The following is an 8572-nucleotide window of genomic DNA, read 5'->3' as shown; positions in this document are numbered from 1 at the left end:
CTGTGCCATGCAGCACTGTGCGCTTATGCGGTATTAGCAGTCATTTCTAACTGTTATCCCCCTGTATGAGGCAGGTTATCCACGCGTTACTCACCCGTCCGCCACTCAGTCATATAGTTACTCATACCGAAATACTCGTCTCTATATGCTTCGTTCGACTTGCATGTGTTAAGCACGCCGCCAGCGTTCATCCTGAGCCAGGATCAAACTCTCTGATAAAGTGTTGAACTTTCGTTCAAGAGTTGTCCAAGTTCAAAATTAACTTTGGCTAATTTATCCCTTTTACTGTTTTTAAGGATTTTTACTCATCCCAAAAATGTTACTTTTTTTAGAATTTTCAGGTTAATGTGTTTCACTGTTTAGTTATCAAAGTGCTTTGTACAGTTTGACAATGAATGCTATGATTCTTCATCAAAAACTGTTAAATTTTGACTGTTTTTCTCAGTCAGCTCAATTATCTTATCACGTTTTTCAACGTTTGTCAACAACCTTTTACATCTTTTTCCCGGTGTTTTTCAGATAATTAAGAACGGAGAAGGAGGGATTTGAACCCTCGCGCCGCTATTAACGACCTACTCCCTTTCCAGGGGAGCCCCTTCAGCCAGCTTGGGTACTTCTCCAAAACCACTGATATTTACTATTGCTATATAAAAACCGTTCCTCAGTGAATCCAACGGTTCAACGGAGAGGGTGGGATTCGAACCCACGCGCCCTTGCGGACAAACGGTTTTCAAGACCGCCTCGTTATGACCACTTCGATACCTCTCCATGGTGTCGCTTTCCGTCAGCGACAAGTGATATTTTACCATTAATGTTTAATGTTGTCAATATGTTATTTTCATATTTTTTCAACAAAATTTTCAGCAATCATCAGGTCTTCCGGTGTTGTAATTTTGATGTTTTCATAAGAGCCTTCCACCAGTTTTATTCTGCATCCTTTTGTCTTTTCAACGACCATAGCATCATCTGTAATTCCCTGCATATCTCCTCTCCGCAGCTCCTCATGGGCCTCACGAATCAGAGAATAACGAAACGCCTGCGGAGTCTGTATTGTCCACACGTACCTTCTGTCCGGGGTGGCAGCGATCATTCCCTCTTTATCTGATATCTTAATGGTATCTTTTGAGGGCATCCCTACTACACATGCCTGATAGCGCATGGCTCCGTCAAGAGCGCGGTTCAGCATCTCTTCTGTGATAAAAGGCCGGGCCCCATCGTGGATAAACACATAGTCACAGTTTTCACATGCCAGCAGTCCCTGATAGACAGAATCATATCTTTCCTTTCCCCCGGCAATGATTTTGGACACCTTGGTAAGCCCATATTTCAGGACAATATCCCTCCTGCAAAATTCTATAGAATCCTCGGAGGAAACCAGGATAATATCATCCACCCAGTCTGTTTTCTGAAAGCAGGCCAGAGAATAATACAAAACAGGCTTCCCTTTAATTAGAAGGAACTGCTTTTGTATTTTACTCCTCATACGTTTTCCCTGCCCGGCTGCCAGCACAATTGCCGTACATTTCTCTCTCTTCATTAGCGTTCCCCCAGCTTCAGGTTCGGCACCGCATTTAAATCCCATCCGTGACGGGTTCCTTTTTTATACTCATAGTAAGCAGCCGTACCAATCATAGCTGCGTTATCCGTACAGAGAATAGGAGACGGGTAGTAAAAATGAATTCCATTCTCCTGGCAGGCTTTCTCCATCCCCCTGCGCAGTGCCCCGTTGGATGCCACCCCCCCTGCGATGGCTAATTTGTCCATATGGTAATCCTTTGCAGCCGAAATAGCATGCTCCACAAGGACTTCCACTACAGAACGCTGGAAAGATGCCGCTATATCAGCTGCCACAATCTCCTCCCCCTGCATTCTGCAGCGGTTGAGATGATTCAGCACCGCTGATTTTACACCGCTGAAGCTAAAATCGTAAGGGGCATCTTCGATTTTGCCCTTTGGGAAATCAATGGCATAAGGATTACCCTCCAACGACAGCTTGTCTATCTTCGGCCCTCCCGGATAACCAAGCCCTATGGCCCTTGCCACCTTGTCAAATGCTTCCCCTGCCGCATCGTCCCGTGTTCTCCCCAGAATTTGGAATTCCCCATATTCTTTCACTATCACGAGATGCGTGTGACCGCCCGATACCACAAGACATAAAAACGGAGGCTCCAGTTCGGGATGTTCAATGTAATTCGCTGAAATATGACCCTCTATATGGTGTACACCTACCAACGGCAGTTTTTTGGCATAACTGATTGCCTTTGCCTCTGCCACGCCAACCAGCAAAGCCCCTACCAGGCCCGGTCCGTAAGTTACCCCCACGGCATCCATATCATCCAGAACAGCCCCTGCCTGTTCCAGAGCCTCTTCAATTACCTGGTTAATTTTCTCTATATGCTTTCTGGATGCTATCTCCGGCACCACTCCGCCGTACAGCTTATGAAGTTCTATCTGGGAAGAAATAACATTGGAGAGAATCTGCCTTCCATTTTTTACAACTGCTGCTGCCGTTTCATCACAGGAACTCTCAATCGCCAGTATCACCACATCATCTATATTTTTATCCATTTTCTTCATCCTTATTCTTCAAATTGCAAATCTGCTGATTGACCGTCTTTTCCGGGATAGGAACGGGGAAAAATCGCTCTGACCTCATCCATAAATTCCTCGGGGCGAACCAGAGAGGGGCTGTAGTGTGTCAGCCACAATTCCTTAACCTCAGCCTCTTTTGCCAGACACGCAGCCTCTTTAAAGGTCATATGCTTATACTCACGGGCTTTTGCCTCTTTCTCCTTTTCCCCGTACATTCCCTCGCAGATAAAAAGATCCGACTCCCTGGCATTCTCTCTGATAGAAGCAGTGGGACGTGTATCGGTCGTATACGTAAGCTTTATCCCTTTTCTGGGAGCCCCAAGAACCATGTCCGGAGTATAAGTGTTCCCCTCCCAGGTCACTGTCTCACCCTTTTGGAGAGGATTCCAGCACTTCAGGGGAATCCCCAGCTCTCTGGCCCTCTCTGGAAGAAATTTACCGCCTCTTTTTATCTCCAAAGTATATCCATAGCAAACCACATTGTGGTTTACGCGAAAAGCTGTAATCTCATAGCCATGGCTTTTCAGATGCTCCACAGACTCTGTAAGTTCTACACACTGTATCTCAAACGGCAACTCAGGGGCGATCACTCTCAGCGCAGAAACCACGCGGTTCAGCCCCTTCGGACCTATGAGTGTCAGCGGCTCCGTGCGCTCTGCGTTTCCCATTGTCAGAAGCATCCCCGGCAGACCGCTGATATGATCTGCATGGTAATGCGTAAAGCAAATGGTATCGATAGGCTTAAAACTCCATCCCTTTTCTTTTACCGCCACTTGGGTGCCTTCTCCACAGTCTATCATCAAATTGCTTCCATTATAACGGGTCATCAAAGATGTCAGCCACCTCCTGGGAAGAGGCATCATTCCACCCGTTCCCAGCAAACATATATCTAACATGTTATTTCCTCATTTCATTTTCAGTGCTCTTATTCTATCACAACTCCCAGCGGTTGGCAATGAGGGGCCATTTTAAGTATGTTTGGCAGGAAGCTCTAAAGTACACATAATACCATAATCACAATCCCGATGCAGCACATGAGGAATCCAAAGGATAAGCTTATGGTCATCCATTTGTGAGATTCCATCCTTCCTCTGATCCTCTCTGCCCTGGAAATCCTGGCTGCCTCCTCTGATTCTGTCTGGAGACGCAGCGGCCGGTAAAGTGTTTCCTTCAGCGTAAGGATGATGAAGTCAACCAAACGGTCAGGTATACGAAAGATTCCGGCGCATACAGAGGGCAGCCACTTTGTAAGTGCCGGGACATAAACCTTCTTTTCCAAATCCAGCCAGACCGGCCATAAATTCTTATATCCATAACAGCCCGGCGCTTCCCTGACCATAACAGTCTTTTTGATAAAAAGGAAATAAACTAAGCATCCTACAGCAACAGATATTACCGCACCCTTCAGATTCACAAAGGAAAAATAGGCGATCTCATGTTCCAGGGGATGTACAGCAAAAAATGTTCCTGTGCTGTCAGCAATCCGCTCCATGGTTACCCCCGGCAGTATTCCCAAAACAGGAATTACAGCGCCGGACAGAAGAAGCGTTAATTTTGTCATAGGATTTGCATAGTTTCGATACTGCTCCTCGAATTCCTTCTGTCTCACCGGGTGGCGGTTTCTAAACAGTGCATGGTAGAGTTTTATCATATAGGCAACTGTCAGTCCCCCGCAGAACAGAAACAAAAGTTCCACAAAGGAAGTAAAACCTGTGCTTCCCAACACAGTACCGCCTTCGTGGATATATTCTACGATACTTTCATGGAGAAGCGTCTTACTTACATAACCGCTGAACAAAGGAATTCCTCCGATTCCCAGTGCCCCGGATAAAAATGCCAGCTGCAGAAAGGGTTTTCTGCGCCCGAAGCCTCTTATCTGGTTTAATTCCAATTCCTCAAGATTCATAAACACCACTCCGGCAGCCAGAAACAGTACCAGCTTAAACAGGGAATGATTCATCATGTGAAGCACAATGCCGCGCACTGCCAGCTGGTTCTCTTCCCCCAGAAGCCCTGCCATTCCCAGTCCGATTAGTACAAACCCAATCTGGGACATAGAGGAACAGGCAAGGGTCCGCTTTAGATTCACTGCAAATACAGCCAGAACTGCCCCCAGGGTCATAGTTACCATCCCCAGCAGAAGGACGGCGGTACCCCACCAGGGATCATATCGGAAGATATTGCAGGAAACTGACAGAATGCCAAACAGACCTGCCTTTGTAAGTATTCCCGACAGCAGCACACTGGCCGGCGCAGGAGATACCGTATGTGCTTTTGGCATCCACACATGAAGAGGAAACATTCCGGCCTTTGCCCCGAATCCTAAAAGGATCAGCGCCCCTGCTGTGTAGATCTGCCCGGAGTCTTCTGTCCATGCTTTTTTGCCTGCTTCATACAGTTCATCTATCCGCAGCGTTCCCAGCAGATGATGCAGCATAAAGAGTCCCATGAGAAGGATCAGTCCTCCCACCACGGCGATGCCCAGATAGGTAGACGCCGCGTCCAGCGCCTGGGGCGTTTCGTTCTGAGCCACCCACACATAGGAGGTAAAAGACATAATCTCAAAAAAGATAAAGGTGGTATAGAGATCCGCGGAGAGGAATACCCCCATGGTGGCCCCAAGGGTAAACAAAAGGAACATATAATATCGGTTTCTGTTTCTCTCATGTTTCATGTATTCATTTGACATCAGCGCAGACATCAGCCACAAGAACGCAGACAGGAGTCCGAACAGAGCCCGAAACCCGTCCAGTACGAAGCAGATCCCCAGACTGCAGATTCCTGCTGCCTCAAATGTCACTGTCTCTCCCTGCCACACCTGCACAGCAAGAGACGCGAAAAGAAGGAGCTCAAGAAGGATCGAAAGATCTGCCGCATAATTCCGCATTCTTTTGCTGAACCGTCCGGTCAGATAGCACAGCAGTGCAGCTGCAAAAGGCCAGCCCACCGTAAGTCCAAGTAATATATTTCCCTGCATCTTTTTACCTCCTATATAGAACCGGCTGCTACCTGTTCCAGAAAATCCAGAAGCGGTCCGCTGTGAACTCCCAGTACGATCATAGCAGCAGCAAACACCCCCAGGGGAATCAGCATTCGCCAGGTGGGATCCGTTGTGTCTCCGCCGATCAGCCTTTCCTTCCCTTTTTCCGGGCAAAACGCACGTATAACCACAGTAAACATGTAAATGGCGGCCATCAGCGCGGCATAGAACAGAACAATAACCACTCCGTAGCTTAGAAGAGTTTCCCCCGCAAAGGCTGCCTTTGCAATCCGCCATTTACTGATAAATCCAATAGTGAGAGGGATTCCCGTGAGCGACATAGCTGATACCGTAAAAGTCAGAAATGTTTTTTTCATCTGATGGCCCACACCGTCCAGGGCCGGTATAAAATGATATCCTGTTTTGAACATAACCGATCCTGATACAAAGAATGCACAAATCTTGCCGATGGCATGAGCTACCATATGACACATAGCTGCAATCATTCCCAGAGGGCTCATAAGTGTTGCTGCCATCAGAATGTAGGACAGATTGCTGATGGTAGAGTAGGCCAGCCGCCGTTTAAAATGTACCTCTTTCACAGCCATGGTACTGCCGTATACCACAGTAAACATGGCAATTCCCATCACAATGTCCTGGGCCCAGCTTCCTTTGAGTATCTCTGTCCCGTAGCAGTAGTACGTAAGACGAAGGACCGCAAAGACTCCTGCCTTCACCACCGCAACCGCATGGAGCAGGGCGGTAACCGGGGTGGGAGCCACAGACGCAGAGATCAGCCATCCGTGAAGGGGGAATACGGCTGCCTTTACCCCAAACCCCAGAAAAGCCATCACATAGATAAGGCGGAGAATGTTATCGTCCACCAACGTGTGATCCATCACGCCTCCGATGGCAAAGGACGCCCCTTCCCCGTACACAGTGATAAAAATCAGGCTGGTAAAGGCAAAGGCTGCTCCTCCGATGGAATAATAGGCATACTGCCTGCCGGCCCGCCTGGCCCGGGGAATCATGGTATGCATCACAAGTGGTATGGTTACCAGGGTAAGCAGCTCATAGAAAAGATACATAGTCATCATATTTCCCGCATAGGCAATTCCAAGGCTCACCCCATAGGTCATGGTATAAAAGGCGAAAAATGTATTTTCTCTGGTCTCATGAGTCATATACTCGAAGGCATACAGTGTAGCCAATGGCCAGAGTGTGGATACGATGGTCCCGAACAGCATTCCCAGACCGTCGATGCGGAAAAGCAGGCTTACATTTTTATATAGTTCGAACAGGATCAGACTCTCTTTACTGCCCGCCCACAAAATCCCAAGGGAAATTGCAGAATTTACAATGACAAGGCTTTCCACTGCAATGTTCCTTCTCTTTCTATCCTTTATAGGAAAGAAAAATAACAGGGCCCCGGCGAGGATAGGAAGCAGAATAGGTATAATGATATAGATGTTTTCCATGCCGCACCTCCTATAATATGCTCTTGCCGATGGCAGTGAGCAGTTCCATAAGTCCTCCCGGCCATATACCGAAATATGCAATTCCGGCAGTCAGGATTACAATGGGGAGTACCATCCACAGAGAGGGCTCCCGTTTCTTCAGACTTCCGTAGTCATACGCTTTTCCCGGCAGGAACCCGTGAATGGTGATGGGAAGCAGATACCCCGCAGTCAGCAGAGCGCTGAGCAGCAGAACCGCAGGTGCTATCCAGCGCAGGACACCTATCTCAGCCTGCAAAGCCCCCGCCGCCAGATACCATTTGCTGATAAAGCCTGCAAACGGAGGAATTCCTATGAGACCTAAAGCAGCCAGTGTAAAGCACCATATGGTAACAGGCATCTCTTTTCCAATCCCTCTAAGCTCGGAAACCTTCGTCTTCCCGGTCTGACAGATAATCGCTCCGGCAACGGCAAAAAGAGCATTTTTAATCAGAGAATGGAAAACCACATGGGAAAGGGCACCTGCCAGCCCGTAAAAATTAAGCAGAGAAAGCCCTGCCATAATATACGCAAGCTGGCTAACCGTTGAATAGGCGAACCGCTTCTTCATCAACGGTTCCCGGTAAGCCATCATAGATCCCATAAACACAGTGATGAGTGCCAAGATCAGCCAGGCGTACTGCACCCAGGTCCCCTTGATCACCTCAGCTCCCACTACAAAATAGATCAGCCGGACGATGGCCAGCACTCCCGCCTTTGTAATCACACCGGACAACACAGCACTGGCAGGCGCCGGTGCCACCGGGTGGGCAGTCGGCAGCCATCCGTGAAACGGAAACATGCCAGCCTTTACACCGAAGCCCAGAATCATAAGAAAGATCACCACATAAAACACAGGGTCTGACTGGGCCGCCGCCTGAATATTCTGCGTCCTGTCAGGGGAAAAGTCACAGAGTATCCCCTTTCCAAACAAGTAGATAATTCCGAACAGGCCGGCGAAAGCTCCACCCGCAGAATAAAATAAGTATTTTAGCCCCGCCATTATGGCCTCTTTCTTGAGGGTATGAAGGACTAAGGGCAGGGTGGACAGCGACATCATTTCATAAAATAGGTAGAGAGTAACCATATTAGCGGAGAGATCCAGTCCGGTAAGCACTCCTCCGGCCATGAGATACCAGGCATAAAAGGTTCCTTCCCTCTCTTCCTTTCTCATATAGCCCACTGCAAATATTCCTGCCAGAGTCCATACCGCGGCCATGAATAAAGCAAACAGCAGGGAAAGGCGATCCGTATGTAGGGCAATGGATACGCCGTCCATCAGCTGCCACAGCTGCAGGTATCTATATTCCCCCTCCGTCAGACACCAGATTCCCAGTAGTATCGTAAGCCCTCCGTGGAGGATTAAAAACGTCAAAAAGTATCCCAGTAGAGCTCTTCTGCTTCTCAGATGCTTTTGTACCGCCAAAAGAAGCCCCCCTGCAAGTACGGGCATCAAAACAGGCAGTACTAAGAAAGTATTTTCACCCATAAGTCTCCTCCTTTT

General features: G+C 48.1%; 6 protein-coding genes, 2 tRNA genes and 1 rRNA gene. All 9 read right to left on the bottom strand.

Annotated features, from left to right (window positions below; all coding sequences use genetic code 11):
- A 16S ribosomal RNA gene (locus BUA56_RS17665) occupies window positions 1-219 on the bottom strand; the annotation flags it as partial.
- Window positions 220-530: 311 nt separating this feature from the next.
- Window positions 531-620: transfer RNA gene (locus BUA56_RS17660), tRNA-Ser, on the bottom strand.
- 62 nt (window positions 621-682) lie between these two features.
- Window positions 683-768 (bottom strand) — tRNA-Ser (locus BUA56_RS17655).
- 70 nt (window positions 769-838) lie between these two features.
- Window positions 839-1537: a 2-C-methyl-D-erythritol 4-phosphate cytidylyltransferase gene (ispD, locus tag BUA56_RS17650; RefSeq protein ID WP_072854097.1), complete on the bottom strand. Its 699-nt coding sequence runs from the start codon at window positions 1535-1537 to the stop codon at window positions 839-841.
- Window positions 1537-2568, bottom strand: coding sequence for a tRNA (adenosine(37)-N6)-threonylcarbamoyltransferase complex transferase subunit TsaD (gene tsaD, locus BUA56_RS17645; protein WP_072854102.1), 1032 nt, complete (start codon window positions 2566-2568; stop codon window positions 1537-1539). Before tsaD ends, ispD begins: the two co-directional genes overlap by 1 nt.
- An 11-nt stretch (window positions 2569-2579) precedes the next feature.
- Window positions 2580-3488: a ribonuclease Z gene (locus BUA56_RS17640; protein WP_072854096.1), complete on the bottom strand. Its 909-nt coding sequence runs from the start codon at window positions 3486-3488 to the stop codon at window positions 2580-2582.
- Between the two features lie 95 nt (window positions 3489-3583).
- On the bottom strand, window positions 3584-5569 hold the full coding sequence (locus tag BUA56_RS17635) for a complex I subunit 5 family protein (RefSeq protein WP_072854095.1): 1986 nt from the start codon (window positions 5567-5569) through the stop codon (window positions 3584-3586).
- Window positions 5570-5580: 11 nt separating this feature from the next.
- The gene (locus BUA56_RS17630; RefSeq protein ID WP_072854094.1) at window positions 5581-7050 is read right to left on the bottom strand and encodes a complex I subunit 5 family protein; all 1470 of its coding nucleotides are present in this window, start codon (window positions 7048-7050) and stop codon (window positions 5581-5583) included.
- Window positions 7051-7060: 10 nt separating this feature from the next.
- A complete protein-coding gene (locus BUA56_RS17625) occupies window positions 7061-8557 on the bottom strand; it encodes a complex I subunit 5 family protein (protein WP_072854093.1) in 1497 nt (498 codons plus the stop codon).
- Window positions 8558-8572 lie beyond the last annotated feature (15 nt).

This window comes from Lactonifactor longoviformis DSM 17459, assembly GCF_900129135.1.
GTDB classification, from domain to species: domain Bacteria; phylum Bacillota; class Clostridia; order Lachnospirales; family Lachnospiraceae; genus Lactonifactor; species Lactonifactor longoviformis.
The sequence above is the reverse complement of the archived record's forward strand: the minus strand, read 5'-3'. Positions and strand labels throughout refer to the sequence as shown.